The following is a 15,163-nucleotide window of genomic DNA, read 5'->3' on the forward strand; positions in this document are numbered from 1 at the left end:
TAAAACGTAGGAGTTCGTTCAACATGCAGCATTTGTCCCGCCTCAACTCGCTGGCCCTGATGATCGCTCTGGTGATCGGCTCGCCTCTGGCATTTGCTGCCGAGCCGGCTGCTCATCCGGTGCCTGCCAACAGCGCCAAGGCGCCACTGCCGCTGGACGAGCTGCGCACATTTGCCGAGGTCATGGACCGGATCAAGGCTGCGTATGTTGAACCTGTGGATGACAAGACCCTGCTCGAAAACGCCATCAAGGGCATGCTCAGCAACCTTGACCCGCACTCCGCGTACCTGGGCCCTGAAGACTTTGCCGAGCTGCAAGAGAGCACCAGCGGCGAATTCGGCGGGCTTGGCATCGAAGTCGGCTCCGAAGACGGCAATATCAAGATCGTCTCGCCAATCGACGACACCCCGGCGAGCAAGGCCGGGATTCAGGCCGGCGACTTTATCGTCAAGATCAACGGCCAGCCCACCCGTGGCCTGAGCATGACCGAGGCGGTCGACCTGATGCGCGGCAAGATCGGTCAGAAAATCACCCTGACCCTGGTGCGTAATGGCGGCACGCCGTTCGACGTGACCCTGACCCGCGCCAACATTCAGGTCAAAAGCGTCAAGAGCCAGCTGCTTGAAGACGGCTACGGCTATATCCGCATTACCCAGTTCCAGGTCAAGACCGGCGAAGAAGTCGCCGCCGCGCTGTCCAAGCTGCGTCGGGACAACGGCAACAAAAAACTCAAGGGCATCATTCTCGACCTGCGCAACAACCCGGGCGGAGTCCTGCAATCGGCCGTTGAAGTGGTGGATCACTTCATCACCAAGGGCCTGATCGTTTACACCAAAGGCCGCATCGCCAACTCCGAGCTGCGCTTCTCCGCGACCGGCAAAGACCTGAGCGAGGGCGTTCCGCTGGTGGTGTTGATCAACGGCGGCAGCGCCTCGGCATCAGAAATCGTCGCCGGTGCCCTGCAGGACCAGAAACGTGGCGTGGTGATGGGTACCACCAGTTTCGGCAAAGGCTCGGTGCAAACCGTACTGCCACTGAACAATGACCGCGCACTGAAGATCACCACCGCGCTGTACTTCACCCCCAACGGTCGTTCGATCCAGGCCCAGGGCATCGTGCCGGACATCGAAGTCAGCCGCGCCAAGATTACCCGCGAGCAAGACACCGAGTACTACAAAGAGGCCGACCTGCAAGGTCACCTCGGCAACGGTAACGGCGGTGCAGACAAGCCCAGCGGTTCGGGCCCCAAAGCCAAGCCGATGCCGCAGGATGACGACTTCCAGCTGAGCCAGGCCCTGAGCCTGCTCAAAGGCCTGAGCATTACGCGCGGCAACTGAGATGCGTTTTTCGTCGCTGCTTGCCCTGCTCTGCTGCCTGACCGGTGCCGCCCACGCGGCGCCGGCCAGCCCGGCCGCAACACCGCACAAGGCTTACCTGAGCCTGATCATTGATGACCTTGGGCAAAACCTGCCACGGGACCGCCGCGTGCTGGCGTTGCCCGGCCCGGTCACCACCGCCGTGATGCCCGACACCCCCCATGCCGCCGAATTTGCCCGTGAAGCCCACAAGGCCGGCAAGATCGTCATCTTGCACATGCCCATGGACCCGGCGACCGGCCCGTTTGCCTGGCACCCCGACTTGCCGATCGATGAACTGGCAAAGCGCCTCGAGGCTGCCTTCAAGGCCGTGCCCTACACCAGTGGAATCAACAACCACATGGGCAGCCGCATGACCTCACAGCCGCAGGCCATGGCCTGGCTGATGGAAAACCTGCAGCAACGGCACAAGTTCTTCGTCGACAGCCGCACCAGCGCCCAGACGGTCGCCGCGGCCCAGGCGCAGAAGATTGGCCTGGCCAGCGTGTCGCGGGATGTATTTCTGGACGATGTGCGGACCGAAGAGGCGATTGCCGTTCAACTGCAAACTGCGATCAAGCTGGCGCATAAACAAGGATCGGCAGTGATGATCGGTCATCCCTACCCCCAGACCCTTGCCGTACTTGAACGCGAATTGCCCAAGCTCAAGGCCCAGGGCATTGAGTGGATCGATATCAGGCAAATGATCGGCGTGCGCAGCAACAAGGCCATGGCCGGACACGGCAAGGACGGGGTTTACCGCTAAGCCCCCTGCCCTGCCTCCCTCCCTCCCTACCTGTAGGAGCGAGCTTGCTCGCGAGCTCTTAAATGCAAAGCTCGCGAGCAAGCTCGCTCCTACAGATCAGATCAGATCAGGTCAGGTCAGGTCAGGCTCAGAGGTATTTGTCGCTGATCTTGTCGACCACACCTTCGGCCCGCAACTGATCCAGGGCCTTCTGCAACCTGGCCACCACCTCATCCGGCACCTCTTTATTCAACGCCAGATAAAGCTGCGCCTGATTGAAACGCAGTACGGTCTTGAACCCCGAAATACCTACCTGACGCGCCAGAAATCGGCCTGCCGGATCACCTGTGGCCCACAGGTCAATCTGACCGGCCTGCAGCTTTCTGGCGTTGTCCTGATCGCGCAGCACAATCACCGGCGCCATCCCTTTTTCTTCCAGGGCCAGGGCAATGGCATCACCCTTATAGGCGCCTACCTTGTACTGCCGGGCCTGCTCAAGGGAGGTCAGGGTAATAGGGCTATTGGCCCGGGCTAGCAACACCCAGTCATCCGGGCCGATGGGCCCGACCCATTTGAACAAGGCTTCGCGCTCGGGGATCCGGGCCGTGACGAACACGCCATAATCGGGATTATCCAGGGCAAGGTGATAGATGCGCTCCCAGGGGAAACGCAGGGTCATGCTGTAACCGATATCGGCCCGTTTGAAGGTTTCGCGCAGAACTTCGACGGCAATGCCTTCAAGGTTCTGGTTCTGGGCAAAGTTCTTGCCGTTCTTGGCCATGTTGTACGGCGGGAAGTTTTCAGTCAGCAGCACCAGCGAGTAACGCGAAGTATCAGCTGCAAAAACAGCACTCGTCAGGCACAGGGCAGAAGTGGCGAGAGCGAGCAACAAAGGTTTGAACATGACAGACGACCTAAATCCATGGCGTGCCCAAGAGTGCCGTGGGCCCGCCATGCTGTCCAGTGCCTAGCGCACCACAATCCCGCGCTCAGCCATGTAGGCCTTGGCCTCTGGCACGGTGTATTCGCCAAAGTGGAAAATACTCGCCGCCAGTACCGCGCTGGCATGGCCCTCGAGGATGCCGTCCGCCAGGTGCTGCAGGTTGCCGACACCGCCCGAAGCGATCACGGGAATACCCAGCGCATCGCTGATGGCACGGGTCACGCCCAGGTCGAAGCCGCTTTTCATGCCGTCCTGATCCATACTGGTCAGCAGGATCTCACCGGCCCCCAGGCCTTCCATCTTCATCGCCCACTCGACTGCATCGAGCCCGGTCGGCTTGCGCCCGCCATGGGTGAAGATTTCCCAGCGCGGGGTTTCGCCCGGCAAGGAAACCTTCTTCGCATCAATCGCCACCACGATGCACTGGGAACCAAAATGCTGCGCCGCCTCCCCCACGAACTCGGGGTTGAACACCGCTGCAGTATTGATCGAGACCTTGTCGGCACCGGCATTGAGCAAGTTGCGAATGTCTTGAATGCAACGCACGCCACCGCCCACGGTCAGCGGGATAAACACCTGGCTGGCCATGCGCTCGACGGTATGCAACGTGGTGTCACGGCCGTCGACGCTGGCAGTGATGTCGAGAAAGGTAATCTCGTCGGCACCCTGCTCGTCATAGCGACGGGCAATTTCCACCGGGTCACCGGCATCGCGAATGTTCTCGAACTTGACGCCCTTGACGACCCGGCCGTTATCCACGTCCAGGCAAGGGATGATGCGTTTGGCCAGCGCCATGCCGTTCTCCTCAGGCCTTGTAGGCGTCGCAGAAGGCTTGCGCCTCAGCCACGTCCAGGGTGCCTTCGTAAATCGCACGGCCGGTGATGGCACCGACGATACCGGGCGCTTTGGCGTCCATCAGGGCTTTGATATCACCCAGGTTATGGATACCGCCCGAAGCGATCACAGGAATGCTGGTGGCTGCTGCCAGGGCCGCGGTGTAGCTCACGTTGCAGCCCTGCATCATGCCGTCTTTGGCAATGTCGGTATAAACGATGGCCGATACGCCGTCAGCTTCAAAACGCTTGGCCAGGTCGATGACCTGAATGGTGCTCACTTCAGCCCAGCCATCAGTGGCGACGAAGCCGTCCTTGGCGTCCATGCCGACAATGATTTTGCCGGGGAAGGCGCGGCAGGCTTCAGCCACAAACTCAGGGTTCTTCACCGCTTTGGTGCCCAGAATCACGTAGCTGACGCCAGCCTTGACGTAATGCTCGATGGTTTCCAGCGAGCGGATGCCGCCACCGATCTGGATCGGCAACTGCGGGTAGCGCCTGGCGATGGCAGTCACCACCTCGCCATTGACCGGCATGCCTTCGAAGGCGCCGTTCAGGTCAACCAGGTGCAGGCGGCGGCAACCGCCCTCTACCCATTTGGCGGCCATGCTCACCGGGTCATCGGAGAACACGGTGGAGTCTTCCATACGGCCCTGGCGCAGACGTACACAGGCACCGTCTTTAAGATCGATAGCGGGGATAATCAGCATGCTTTTTCCTTCGTCAAAAGAGCTGCAAGCGTTGAGCTTGAAGCTGCAAGAAAGAGCGGAGTGCGATCTTGCCCCTAACTTGCAGCTATAAGCCTGGAACTTGCAACTGACTCAATTCTTTTCGAGTGCCCACAGGTCGCTTTCGATGCTCTCGAACCTCTCTTTGAGGTGCGTCTGCACATCGAAAATCGCGCGATTGTAGTAATGCGGCGCGATTTCGCGGGTGAACAGTTCAAGGATTTCAGCCGCTTCAAATGAACCCAGGTCCAGTTCGAAGCGGTCCTGCATAAAGCGTTTGATCTTGCTGTTGGCTTCGTTCTCTTGCTCGGGGGTGAGCGTGAGAATCGGCGGCTTCTTGCGAGGCGCCATTACCAGCGTCCGTCCCAGGCCGCGAAATTTTCCAGCAGTTGCAAGCCGTGGGTATGGCTCTTCTCTGGATGGAATTGCACCGCGAAACGCGAGCCGTCAGCCAGCGCGGCCGCAAAATCGACGCCGTAGTGCCCGCTACCGACCACCTGGCGAGGATTGCCCGCCGCAATGTAGTAGCTGTGGACGAAATAGAAGCGCGACATGTCAGGGATACCATGCCACAGAGGGTGATCGACCTTCTGCTGCACTTCGTTCCAGCCCATGTGCGGCACCTTGAGGTGCTCGCCGTCTTCGTGCAGATCCTTGCCGAAAAACTTCACCTGACCGGGAAACAGGCCGATGCAATCAACCCCACCGTTCTCTTCGCTGCTGTCGAGCATGGCTTGCATGCCGACGCAAATCCCGAGAAAAGGACGGTCCTGGCTGACTTCACGCACCAGCGAGTCGAAACCCAGGCGACGGATTTCGGCCATGCAATCCCGAATGGCGCCCACACCGGGGAACACCACGCGGTCAGCTTCGCGAATCACATTGGCATCGCTGGTAATCAATACCTTCCCGGCGCCAACGTGCTCCAGCGCCTTGGCCACCGAGTGCAAGTTACCCATGCCGTAATCGATCACCGCCACTGTCTGCATCAGAGCACGCCCTTGGTCGACGGCATTTGCCCGGCCATACGTTCGTCCAGCGCGACAGCCATGCGCAGCGCGCGGCCGAATGCCTTGAACACGGTTTCGATCTGGTGGTGGGTGTTGGTGCCGCGCAGGTTGTCGATGTGCAGGCTGACGTTGGCGTGGTTCACGAAGCCCTGGAAGAACTCCTGAAACAGATCGACATCGAAGCCGCCCACGGTGGCGCGGGTGTATGGCACGTGCATTTGCAGGCCCGGACGGCCCGAAAAGTCGATGACCACGCGCGACAGCGCTTCGTCCAGCGGCACGTAGGCGTGACCGTAACGGGTCATGCCTTTTTTATCGCCGACGGCCTGGCTGAAGGCCTTGCCCAGGGTAATGCCAACATCCTCGACGGTATGGTGATCGTCGATATGCAGGTCGCCTTTGCACTCGATGTCCAGGTCGATCAGCCCGTGTCGGGCGATCTGGTCGAGCATGTGCTCAAGAAAAGGAACGCCGATATCGAATCGGGCCTTACCGGTACCATCCAAGTTGATCGAGGCTTTGATCTGGGTTTCCAGAGTATCGCGCTCGACTGACGCCTTACGTTCGGCCATCACCAGCTCCGCAAAATCATTGGGCGAAAAAGGTGGCCATTATAGGCACGGGTCAGGCAAACAGAAACATGGAAGGGAATATGACTGACGGACTGAGTCATTCGGTAGGAGCGAGCGTGCTCGCGAGCCCTTTAAAAGCTCGCGAGCACGCTCGTTCCTGCGGGTCAGGCAGCGGTATTAATGGAACAACACCGCAGTCTTCTGCACTGTCACCCACACGCCCCACAGCAGCGGAATGCCCACTGCCAGCCAGGCGGCGATGACCAGCGGCAGACTGCCGGAGGCCGCTTTCCACTCCAGCGAGGTGCTGGCATCGGCGCCCTTGTCGTGCCCCAGCGCCTGTTCGGCCGCCAGTTGCGCGTCAGTCATGAAGTACTTGTCAGCCACCGGGCGTACCAGCAAGTTGCAGATAAAGCCCAGTACCAGCAGGCCGGCGAGGATATACAGGGTGATGTCGTAGGCCGCCGCACGCTCGACGCCGATGCTGAGCTGGTACTCACGCAAATAGTTGACCAGCACCGGCCCCAGCACACCTGCCGCAGCCCACGCAGTCAACAGCCGACCGTGAATCGCCCCCACCATCTGCGTACCGAACAGATCCGCCAGGTAAGCCGGCACTGTGGCAAAGCCGCCGCCGTACATCGACAGGATGATGCAGAACGCGGCCACAAACAGTGACACGTTGCCCAGATGGCCCAGGTTCGGGATCAGCGCATACAAGGCAAAACCCAGGGCAAAGAACACAAAGTAGGTGTTTTTACGCCCCAGGTAATCGGAGAACGAAGCCCAGAAGAAGCGCCCGCCAATGTTGAACAGGCTCAACAGACCGGTAAAGCCGGCCGCAATCGCCGCGATTTGCGCCAGCTGCGCCGCATCCAGCTGGCTGAATGTCAGGTCATTACCCAGCAATTTGCCCGCGAACACTTCCTGCAACAACGGCGAAGCCATACCCAGAATGCCGATACCGGCAGACACGTTCAGGCACAGCACCAGCCACACCAGTGCAAACTGCGGGGTTTTCCAGGCAACACTCACATGTACATGGCGCTGGGTAATCATCGCATTGGCGGCTTTTTTCGCCGGCGCAGTCCAGCCCTCAGGCTTCCAGCCGGTAGGCGGCACGCGGTACGACAAGGCGCCACCAATCATGAACACGAAGTAAATCGCGGCCATGACTACAAAGCTCTGCCACACGCCCACGCCGTCCGGGCCGGCAAAATGGCCCATCAGCGCAGCGGCCAACGGCGCGCCCACCATGGCGCCACCGCCAAAACCCATGATCGCCATGCCGGTCGCCATGCCGCGCTTGTCCGGGAACCACTTGATCAGCGTCGACACCGGCGAGATATAGCCCAGACCCAGACCGATACCGCCAATTACCCCCGAGCCCAGCCACATCAGCCAGATCTGGTGGGTATAAATGCCCAGTGCGGAAACCAGCAGGCCACCACACCAGCACAATGCCGAAACCACACCGGCCTTGCGCGGCCCGGCATGTTCAAGCCAGCCGCCCCATACAGCTGCCGAGCAGCCGAGGAAGATGAAAAACAGGGTGTAGATCCAGCCGAGCATGGAGATCGGCCAGTCACATTGCGAAGAGAACACCTGGGCGATAAAACTCATGTCCGGCGCACAAGCCACTGGCGCAGTCACGCCCAGGGCTTTGGACAGCGGCAGCCAGAACACGGAAAACCCGTAGGCCATGCCGATACACAAGTGAATGGCCAAGGCGGCCGGCGGAACCAGCCAGCGGTTGAAACCGGGCCTGGCGATGATGCGCTCCTTTGACAGGAACGCAGGCTTTGAGGCAAGACTGCCTTCAGCGGTGCTGGTACTCATTATTGTTTCCCCCATGGATGAAGTGCTCCCCGGACGCGCGGAACCCCCGACTTTGGTGCCCTGCAGCACGAGTCATTTTTTGTAGGATTCATTTCAAGGCGCGACAATGCGCCGCAGAAGGCCCGAAAAACAGCCGAAGATTACCACTTGAACACAGGAAAATGCCCACGCTGATGCCGTGTTTGCTCAGCGGACCGATCCGGCACTATCCACCCCCAGTCGGCCTGCCCGTGACGCTATACTCTGCGACCAACTTTAAAACTTCCCTTCACTCAGACTTACAAGGACTCGCCCATGAAAGCGTTCGGCAAAATCCTGGGTCTGGTGCTTCTCGGGTTGTTGCTGATCATCGTGGCTCTGGGCTTTGCTCTGAGCCATCTGTTCGATCCCAACGACTATAAAGACGAGATCCGCCAGATAGCCCGCGACAAAGCCCACATTGAGCTCACGCTCAATGGCGACATCGGCTGGAGCCTCTTCCCCTGGCTCGGTCTGGAACTGCACGACGCCAGCGTCGCCACCCTGGCGGCACCTGATAAACCTTTTGCCGACCTGCAAATGCTGGGTCTGTCAGTGCGCGTACTGCCACTGCTGCGCAAAGAAGTGCAGATGAGCGATGTGCGGGTCGAAGGCCTGAACCTGCGCCTGACCCGGGACAAGGACGGCCACGGCAACTGGCAGGACATCGGCAAGCCGGCACCTGCGGGCGTGAGTACCGAGACCCCGGTCGCCAGCACTGAAACCGTGAGCAAGCCGGACAGCGTCAGCCAGCCGCTGAAACTGGATATCGACAGCCTGACCGTGAACAACGCCCGGGTTGAGTACAACGATGAGCAAAACGGCCAGCAATTCAGCGCCGAAAGCATCCAGTTGAGTACCGGCCCGGTTCACGAAGCCACCAGCACCCCGGTCAAACTCACTGCGTTTCTGGGCACCAACAAGCCGGTGATGCGGGTCAAAACCGAAGTCGACGGCAAGCTGCGGTTTGACCGTGTGCTCAAGCGCTATCAGATCGAAGACCTGAAAGTGGTGGGCGAAGCCTCAGGCGAGCCGCTGCAAGGCAAGACCATGACCTTCGCTGCCCAAGGGCAGATACTGGTGGATCTGGCAGCCAACGTCGCCGAATGGAGCGGCCTGAAGATATCAGCCAACCAACTGCGCGCCCTGGGTGAACTCAAGGCCAATAATCTGGACAGCACGCCACAGATCAGCGGCGGCGTGTCGATTGCCCAGCTCAACCTGGCCACCTTCCTCGACAGCATCGGCCACACTCTGCCGCCAATGGCACCGGGTAGCCTGAGCAAAGTCGAACTGGTCAGCCGCCTCTCCGGCAGCCCCACCAGCCTGGCCTTCGACGAACTCAACCTGAAAGTCGATGACAGCAGCTTCACCGGCCGTATCGCCATTGAAGACTTCGCCAAACAAGCCCTGCGCATTCAGCTCAAAGGCGACACGTTCGACGCTGATCGCTACCTGCCGCCCAAATCGGCCGAGGCCAGCAGCGCCAGCGCCGCACGTAAAACAGAAGTGCAAGGCAACGAAGCCGGCGCATTGGCCGCATCAGGCGATACGCCATTGCCAGAGGCTCCAACCAAAAGCGGCTGGAGCACGACCAGGATCATTCCTGTCACGCGCCTCAAGACACTGGACCTGGATGCCGATCTCAGCTTTGGCCAGCTGACCGTAACGAAACTGCCGATCCAGAACGCAGCCCTCAAGGTCAGTAGCAAAGACGGCCTGCTCACTCTGCAGAACCTCAGCGGCAACCTCTACAAAGGCACGTTCGCCGCCAACGGCAGCCTCGATGTACGTCCGATGCTGCCACTGGCCAACCTGCAAACCCGGATCAACAACGTACCGGTGGAAAAAATCCTCCAGAGCCAGGGTCAAAAACCGCCGGTGACCGGCCTGTTGACCCTCAACAGCAACGTTACAGGCAGCGGCGACAACCAGAACGCACTGGTTCAAAGCCTCAACGGCACGGCAAGCTTTGTGCTCAACAACGGCGTGCTGCTCAACGCCAACCTTGAACAACAGCTGTGCAAAGGCATCTCCGTGCTTAACCGCAAAACCCTGAGCGGCACGCCACCGGGCAAAGACACTCCGTTCAAGGAACTCAAGGGCAGCCTGGTATTCCGGAACGGCGTGGCCAGCAACCCGGACATGATCGTGCGCATTCCCGGCATGAGCGTAAAAGGTGATGGCGACATCGACCTGCGCGTGCTGGGCATGGATTACCGCATCGGTATCACCATTGAAGGCGACACCCGCGCCATGCCGGACCCGGCGTGTCAGGTCGGCAAGAACTTTGTCGGCATCGAACTGCCATTGCGCTGTCGCGGTCCGCTGGAGCTGGGCGCCAAGGCCTGCCGTCTGGACAAGGAAGGCCTGGGCAAAGTCGCCGCCAAAGTGGCGGGCAATAAAATCAGCGAGAAGCTTGAAGAGAAACTCGGCGACAAGGTCAGCCCGGAACTCAAAAACGCCCTCAAGGGGCTGTTTAACCGATGAGAGACGAGCAATTTTCTGTGGCGGTACTGGACTGGTATGACCGCCACGGCCGCCACGACCTGCCCTGGCAACAGGGCATCACCCCATACCGGGTATGGGTCTCGGAAATCATGTTGCAGCAGACCCAGGTCAGCACCGTGCTCAACTACTTCGACCGGTTCATGGCCTCTCTGCCTACGGTCCAGGCCCTGGCCGCCGCCCCGGAAGACGAAGTGCTGCACCTGTGGACCGGGCTGGGCTACTACACCCGTGCGCGCAATTTGCAGAAGACCGCGAAAATCGTTGTCGCTGAATATGGCGGCGAATTCCCGCGGGATGTCGAAAAACTGGTGGAGCTGCCCGGCATTGGCCTGTCCACTGCCGGTGCGATCGCCAGCCTGAGCATGGGCCTGCGTGCACCGATCCTCGACGGCAACGTCAAGCGGGTGCTGGCGCGCTATACGGCGCAAGAGGGATATCCCGGCGAACCCAAGGTTGCCAAACAGCTGTGGGCCACCGCAGAGCGCTTCACTCCCCAGGACCGGGTCAACGCCTATACCCAGGCGATGATGGACATGGGCGCCACGCTTTGCACTCGCAGCAAGCCCAGCTGCCTGCTGTGCCCCCTCGAAAGCGGCTGTGAAGCGCACTTGCTGGGCCTGGAGACCCGCTACCCGATCCCCAAGCCACGCAAGACCATCCCGCAAAAACGCACCCTGATGCCAATGCTGGCCAATGCCCAGGGGGCGATTCTGCTGTACCGCCGCCCCTCAACCGGGCTGTGGGGCGGACTCTGGAGCCTGCCCGAACTGGATGACCTTAAAGACATCGAACATCTGGCACTGCAGCACGCCCTTACGCTGGGGCTGCAACAGGAACTGCCCGGCCTGACCCACACCTTTAGCCATTTCCAGCTGGCCATCGAACCCTGGCTGGTCCACGTCGAAGAGTCCGGCCATCACGTGGCCGAGGCCGACTGGCTCTGGTATAACCTCGCCACCCCGCCGCGCCTGGGCCTTGCCGCCCCGGTCAAGAAGCTGCTCAAACGCGCAGCCGAGCTATTGAATCCAGGAGAGTCGTCATGACCCGCACCATCATCTGCCGCAAGTACAAAGAAGAACTGCCCGCTCTTGAGCGCGCTCCGTTTCCGGGCGCCAAAGGCCAGGACATTTTCGATCACGTCTCGGCCAAGGCATGGGCAGACTGGCAAAAACACCAAACGCTGCTCATCAACGAGAAGCGTTTGAACATGATGAACGCCGAAGACCGAAAATATTTGCAGGGCGAAATGGATAAGTTCTTCAGCGGCGAGGAATACGCACAAGCTGAAGGCTATGTTCCGCCGACCGAATAATCCCCGGTTTTATTGGGTTTGGCCCGTAAGCGACGGTAATAGTTAAATATTTTTCAAAAAAGTGTTTGACGGATAATCGAAAAAGGCTTCTAATGCGCCCCGTTGCCCAGATAGCTCAGTCGGTAGAGCAGGGGATTGAAAATCCCCGTGTCGGCGGTTCGATTCCGTCTCTGGGCACCACATTCAGCATTGATGTGGTGTTCGCACCACCTCAAAGCAAACAAGAAACCCGCCTAGTGCGGGTTTTTTGTTGGGCGCGATTTATACCCGGTGGCGCCACCTCTCTTGGCGATTGCAAAGAGATGGGGTTCAATCCTCTCCTCAGCCTGCAAAGGACACACCTTCATGGCAACGCCAAAGAAACAGCAAAAGCACGCGCAGCGGGCCAAATCCAAAGCCAAACAGAACCGCGTCGGCAAACCGGCCAAAGCTTCGGCTGCGACCCTGATCGACAATCCGTTCGATGACGTAAAAATCGACCTCAGCACCTTCAACTTCCAGGACATCCTCGACAACGGCTTTGACCCGGCCGATTACGACGATCTGTTCCAGGTCATGAAGGCCGCCGAAGCCATCAACCTGCAAACCATGTGCACGGTGTTCCTGCAATACCCGGTACTGGAGCTGGTGATCTCGGAAGAGGAAGAAGAACCGGCGACCGACTTCCTGATGGGCCTGCTGATCGAGTACCGGATTGCCATCCATGGCGACGATGAAGACAGTGCCGTGGCCTGGATCGAAACCCCGGCATTCCACAAAGCCTACGTCGAAGCTTCGCGCCTGCTGCAGGAACGCAGCACCCGGAGCGCCCACTGACAGCTGCCCTGCCCCGACCTGTCAGCCGGGCATTCACCGAGCCTGCTGCTGACGGTTACTTGCTGGGCGGTCTTGAATGGCGCCAGCCCGCGGCGGATGCCACGCGCGCCGTCGTCATCATCAACGCCGCCACCTCGGTGCGCTGCAGCTACTACGCGCGCTTTGCCGAGTATCTGTTCAGCCATGGCATGGACGTGATGCTGTTTGACTACCGCGGCATCGGGGCTTCGCGCACAGGATCACTGCGCGGCTTCAAGGCCTCATGGTCGGACTGGGGGTCGCTGGACTTTGAAGCCCTCCTCAAGCGCGCACAGCGCGAATGCCCGGGCCAGCCGATCGATGTGGTCGGTCACAGCTTTGGCGGCTGTGCAGTGGGCCTGGCGGCCTCAGGAGCGGTTATTCGCCACGTAGTGACAGTGGGGGCGCAATTTGCCTGCTGGCGCGACTATGCGCCGGCACAGCGCTGGCAGATGTTCGCCAAGTGGCACGGGGTCATGCCGCTGCTCACCCGGCTCTGCGGCTTTTTCCCCGGTACCCGCCTGGGCTGGCTCGAAGATACCCCGGCAGGCGTGGTGCGGGACTGGGTGACCTGCAGCACGCACTACGGACAACTCCCCAGCGCTCGCCAGCTTGCCACCCTGCCCTTTGCCTCAGTAAGCGCCAGAACCCTCGCCATCAGCCTTAGCGACGATCCGTTCGGCACCGTAGCGGCCATCGAGCGCCTGCTCAGCCATTTCAGCGCCAGCTCCCGCACACATTTGCGCATCAGCCCCGAAGATATCGGTGTAACAGAGATCGGCCATTTCGCGTATTTCCATAGCCGATTCCAGGACAGCCTGTGGCCGATTGCCCTGCAATGGTTACAGGCCGGAGAGTTGGCGAACGATGTACCCGGCGCCATACAACACCCCTTCCGGACGCCAAAAAACCTGTAGGAGCGAGCTTGCTCGCGAGCTGTTGGCAGACTGAAAAGCTCGCGAGCAAGCTCGCTCCTACAGCGCCAGCCCCGCATACATTTGCGCATCAGCCCCGAAGATATCGGTAATGGTTACAGGCCGGAGAGCTGGCGAACGATGTACCCGGCGCCATACAACACCCCCTCCGGACGCCAAAAAACCTGTAGGAGCGAGCTTGCCTCGCGAGCTGTTGGCGGACTGAAAAGCTCGCGAGCAAGCTCGCGCCTACAGGGGGCTGCCTCCCAATCGCACGGCCAGTGCCGCCAAAGTGATCAAGAGCACCGGTAACGTCAGCACGATCCCGACCTTGAAGTAGTAACCCCAGCTAATGCGGATCCCCTTGCGCGCCAGTACGTGCAGCCACAAAAGAGTGGCCAGACTGCCGATCGGGGTGATTTTTGGCCCCAGGTCGCTGCCGATCACGTTGGCGTAGATCATGGCGTCCCTGATCACCCCGCTAGCGTTGCTGGCGTCAATGGACAGGGCTCCGATCAGTACGGTTGGCAGGTTGTTCATCACCGATGACAGCAACGCTGCCAGCAGCCCCGTCCCCAGGGTCGCGCCCCACACACCGTAGCGGGCGAAGCCGTCGAGCCAGCCCGCGAGGTAATCGGTGAGCCCGGCGTTACGCAGGCCGTAGACCACCAGGTACATGCCCAGGGAAAAAATCACGATTTGCCAGGGGGCTTCCCTGAGCACTTTGCGGGTGGAGATTTTGTGCCCGCGAGCCGCGATGCCCAGCAACAAAGCCGCGCACAGGGCCGAGATGGCACTGATGGGAATCCCCAGCGGTTCCAGGGCGAAACAGCCCGCCAACAGGATCCCCAGTACCCACCAGCCCGCCACGAAGGTGGCTTTGTCATTGATGGCGCTGGCCGGATCAGCCAGCTGCGCAGGGTCGTAGGCGGCGGGAATGTCGCGCCGGAAATACCACAGCAGCATGCCCAGCGTGGCAGCCACGCTCACCAGGTTGACCGGCACCATCACCGCGGCGTACTGGTTGAAGCCGATTTTGAAGTAATCCGCCGAGACGATATTGACCAGGTTCGACACCACCAGCGGCAAGCTCGCGGTGTCGGCAATGAAGCCGGCCCCCATCACAAATGCCAGGGTCGCCGCCGGTGAAAATCGCAGCGCCAACAACATGGCGACCACGATCGGGGTGAGGATCAGCGCCGCGCCGTCGTTGGCAAACAATGCCGAAACCAGGGCCCCAAGCAACACCATGCAAGCGAACAAACCTTTACCGCGGCCCCTGCCCCAGCGCGCCACATGCAAGGCCGCCCAGGCAAAGAACCCGGCTTCATCGAGCAACAGGCTGATGATGATCAGCGCCACGAAAGTGCCCGTGGCATTCCAGATGATCGCCCATACAACAGGCACATCGCCCGGCTGCACCACACCAAAGATCAGGGCCAGCAACGCACCCAGAGAAGCGCTCCAGCCCACCCCGAGCCCTCGGGGCTGCCAGATGACCAGCACAATCGTGAACACAAAAATTGCAACTGCAGCCAACATAAAACTC

Annotated in this window: 15 protein-coding genes and 1 tRNA gene; 8 read left to right on the top strand and 8 right to left on the bottom strand. The window is 60.3% G+C overall.

The genetic code is table 11. The features are described 5' to 3' along the window. Positions 1–23: 23 nt before the first annotated feature. Entirely contained in the window at positions 24–1,337 is a 1,314-nt protein-coding gene (locus FEZ21_RS02330; protein ID WP_003438574.1) for a S41 family peptidase, read from the top strand. Position 1,338: 1 nt separating this feature from the next. Beyond that, on the top strand, positions 1,339–2,121 hold the full coding sequence (locus FEZ21_RS02335; protein WP_003438572.1) for a divergent polysaccharide deacetylase family protein: 783 nt from the start codon (positions 1,339–1,341) through the stop codon (positions 2,119–2,121). A gap of 127 nt (positions 2,122–2,248) precedes the next feature. On the opposite strand, the gene FEZ21_RS02340 is transcribed toward FEZ21_RS02335, so the two are convergent. The 7 genes from FEZ21_RS02340 to FEZ21_RS02370 all read right to left on the bottom strand — a co-directional run bounded on the left by FEZ21_RS02340 (position 2,249) and on the right by FEZ21_RS02370 (position 8,025). Next, positions 2,249–3,004 (bottom strand): ABC transporter substrate-binding protein, encoded by a 756-nt coding sequence (locus FEZ21_RS02340; protein WP_010656320.1) that lies wholly within the window; start codon positions 3,002–3,004, stop codon positions 2,249–2,251. Positions 3,005–3,067: 63 nt separating this feature from the next. Further along, complete coding sequence (gene hisF, locus FEZ21_RS02345) at positions 3,068–3,838, bottom strand: imidazole glycerol phosphate synthase subunit HisF (protein WP_003438568.1); 771 nt, start codon at positions 3,836–3,838, stop codon at positions 3,068–3,070. A 10-nt stretch (positions 3,839–3,848) separates the two neighbouring features. Continuing rightward, complete coding sequence (gene hisA, locus FEZ21_RS02350; RefSeq protein WP_003438566.1) at positions 3,849–4,586, bottom strand: 1-(5-phosphoribosyl)-5-[(5-phosphoribosylamino)methylideneamino]imidazole-4-carboxamide isomerase; 738 nt, start codon at positions 4,584–4,586, stop codon at positions 3,849–3,851. Positions 4,587–4,697: 111 nt separating this feature from the next. Next, positions 4,698–4,955, bottom strand: coding sequence for a DUF2164 domain-containing protein (locus FEZ21_RS02355; RefSeq protein WP_003438564.1), 258 nt, complete (start codon positions 4,953–4,955; stop codon positions 4,698–4,700). Continuing rightward, on the bottom strand, positions 4,955–5,593 hold the full coding sequence (gene hisH / locus FEZ21_RS02360) for an imidazole glycerol phosphate synthase subunit HisH (RefSeq protein WP_160626362.1): 639 nt from the start codon (positions 5,591–5,593) through the stop codon (positions 4,955–4,957). The genes FEZ21_RS02355 and hisH overlap by 1 nt, the downstream gene beginning before the upstream one ends. Beyond that, positions 5,593–6,186, bottom strand: a complete 594-nt coding sequence (hisB, locus tag FEZ21_RS02365; RefSeq protein ID WP_003438561.1) for an imidazoleglycerol-phosphate dehydratase HisB — start codon at positions 6,184–6,186, stop codon at positions 5,593–5,595. The genes hisH and hisB overlap by 1 nt, the downstream gene beginning before the upstream one ends. A gap of 177 nt (positions 6,187–6,363) precedes the next feature. Continuing rightward, positions 6,364–8,025, bottom strand: a complete 1,662-nt coding sequence (locus FEZ21_RS02370; protein ID WP_003438560.1) for an OFA family MFS transporter — start codon at positions 8,023–8,025, stop codon at positions 6,364–6,366. Between the two features lie 294 nt (positions 8,026–8,319). On the opposite strand from FEZ21_RS02370, the gene FEZ21_RS02375 reads away from it, so the two are divergent. The 6 genes from FEZ21_RS02375 (at position 8,320) to FEZ21_RS02400 (ending at position 13,617) form a co-directional block, all read left to right on the top strand. After that, positions 8,320–10,533 carry an AsmA family protein gene (locus FEZ21_RS02375; protein WP_003438559.1) on the top strand — a complete coding sequence of 738 codons (2,214 nt, stop codon included), beginning with the start codon at positions 8,320–8,322 and terminating at the stop codon, positions 10,531–10,533. Further along, positions 10,530–11,597, top strand: a complete 1,068-nt coding sequence (gene mutY / locus FEZ21_RS02380; protein WP_003438558.1) for an A/G-specific adenine glycosylase — start codon at positions 10,530–10,532, stop codon at positions 11,595–11,597. The genes FEZ21_RS02375 and mutY overlap by 4 nt, the downstream gene beginning before the upstream one ends. After that, on the top strand, positions 11,594–11,866 hold the full coding sequence (locus FEZ21_RS02385; RefSeq protein WP_003438557.1) for an oxidative damage protection protein: 273 nt from the start codon (positions 11,594–11,596) through the stop codon (positions 11,864–11,866). The genes mutY and FEZ21_RS02385 overlap by 4 nt, the downstream gene beginning before the upstream one ends. A 104-nt stretch (positions 11,867–11,970) precedes the next feature. Further along, positions 11,971–12,046, top strand: a tRNA-Phe gene (locus FEZ21_RS02390). Between the two features lie 165 nt (positions 12,047–12,211). Beyond that, positions 12,212–12,682, top strand: coding sequence for a hypothetical protein (locus tag FEZ21_RS02395; protein ID WP_003438556.1), 471 nt, complete (start codon positions 12,212–12,214; stop codon positions 12,680–12,682). Positions 12,683–12,741: 59 nt separating this feature from the next. Further along, entirely contained in the window at positions 12,742–13,617 is an 876-nt protein-coding gene (locus tag FEZ21_RS02400; protein WP_160626364.1) for an alpha/beta fold hydrolase, read from the top strand. A gap of 246 nt (positions 13,618–13,863) precedes the next feature. Here FEZ21_RS02400 and FEZ21_RS02405 read toward each other — a convergent pair whose 3' ends face one another. After that, complete coding sequence (locus FEZ21_RS02405; protein WP_003438542.1) at positions 13,864–15,156, bottom strand: arsenic transporter; 1,293 nt, start codon at positions 15,154–15,156, stop codon at positions 13,864–13,866. Between the last annotated feature and the right edge of the window lie 7 nt (positions 15,157–15,163).

Origin of the sequence: Pseudomonas sp. 9.1(2019), assembly GCF_009910445.1 — a bacterium.
GTDB lineage: Bacteria > Pseudomonadota > Gammaproteobacteria > Pseudomonadales > Pseudomonadaceae > Aquipseudomonas > Aquipseudomonas paraversuta.

Bases quoted from the DNA above. Each gene is read 5' to 3' on its own strand.
- hisB (WP_003438561.1), bottom strand. From the start codon at position 6,186: ATGGCCGAACGTAAGGCGTCAGTCGAGCGCGATACTCTGGAAACCCAG.
- FEZ21_RS02405 (WP_003438542.1), bottom strand. From the start codon at position 15,156: ATGTTGGCTGCAGTTGCAATTTTTGTGTTCACGATTGTGCTGGTCATC.
- hisA (WP_003438566.1), bottom strand. From the start codon at position 4,586: ATGCTGATTATCCCCGCTATCGATCTTAAAGACGGTGCCTGTGTACGT.
- FEZ21_RS02355 (WP_003438564.1), bottom strand. From the start codon at position 4,955: ATGGCGCCTCGCAAGAAGCCGCCGATTCTCACGCTCACCCCCGAGCAA.
- FEZ21_RS02330 (WP_003438574.1), top strand. From the start codon at position 24: ATGCAGCATTTGTCCCGCCTCAACTCGCTGGCCCTGATGATCGCTCTG.
- FEZ21_RS02385 (WP_003438557.1), top strand. From the start codon at position 11,594: ATGACCCGCACCATCATCTGCCGCAAGTACAAAGAAGAACTGCCCGCT.
- FEZ21_RS02370 (WP_003438560.1), bottom strand. From the start codon at position 8,025: ATGAGTACCAGCACCGCTGAAGGCAGTCTTGCCTCAAAGCCTGCGTTC.
- FEZ21_RS02395 (WP_003438556.1), top strand. From the start codon at position 12,212: ATGGCAACGCCAAAGAAACAGCAAAAGCACGCGCAGCGGGCCAAATCC.
- mutY (WP_003438558.1), top strand. From the start codon at position 10,530: ATGAGAGACGAGCAATTTTCTGTGGCGGTACTGGACTGGTATGACCGC.
- hisF (WP_003438568.1), bottom strand. From the start codon at position 3,838: ATGGCGCTGGCCAAACGCATCATCCCTTGCCTGGACGTGGATAACGGC.
- hisH (WP_160626362.1), bottom strand. From the start codon at position 5,593: ATGCAGACAGTGGCGGTGATCGATTACGGCATGGGTAACTTGCACTCG.
- FEZ21_RS02335 (WP_003438572.1), top strand. From the start codon at position 1,339: ATGCGTTTTTCGTCGCTGCTTGCCCTGCTCTGCTGCCTGACCGGTGCC.
- FEZ21_RS02375 (WP_003438559.1), top strand. From the start codon at position 8,320: ATGAAAGCGTTCGGCAAAATCCTGGGTCTGGTGCTTCTCGGGTTGTTG.
- FEZ21_RS02340 (WP_010656320.1), bottom strand. From the start codon at position 3,004: ATGTTCAAACCTTTGTTGCTCGCTCTCGCCACTTCTGCCCTGTGCCTG.